The organism is Psychrobacter sp. W2-37-MNA-CIBAN-0211, assembly GCF_040309405.1.
Lineage (GTDB): Bacteria > Pseudomonadota > Gammaproteobacteria > Pseudomonadales > Moraxellaceae > Psychrobacter > Psychrobacter glaciei.
Genome location: NZ_JBEOOU010000537.1, coordinates 1 through 239, shown reverse-complemented (window position 1 = coordinate 239; position 239 = coordinate 1). Strand labels below are relative to the sequence as shown.

The window sequence follows — 239 nt, the reverse complement described above, 5'->3', positions numbered from 1 at the left end:
CGCAAAGTCCTTTATGGCAAAAAGTCGAAGCCGTATTGCGCTCATCAGTTAGTGCATTTGGTTATAGCGAAATTCGCACTCCTATTGTTGAAAGTACTGATCTTTTTAAACGCTCTATTGGTGAAGTGACCGATATTGTTGAAAAAGAAATGTACACTTTTGGCGATCGTAACAATGACAGCTTAACCTTACGCCCTGAAGGCACCGCCTCAACCGTTCGCGCGGGTAATGAGCACGGC

Annotated in this window: 1 protein-coding gene; it reads left to right on the top strand. The window is 44.8% G+C overall.

The genetic code is table 11. The features are described from left to right. Positions 1-239: ATP phosphoribosyltransferase regulatory subunit (locus AAEY72_RS16175; RefSeq protein ID WP_352311699.1), on the top strand; the 239-nt coding region annotated here is incomplete at both ends.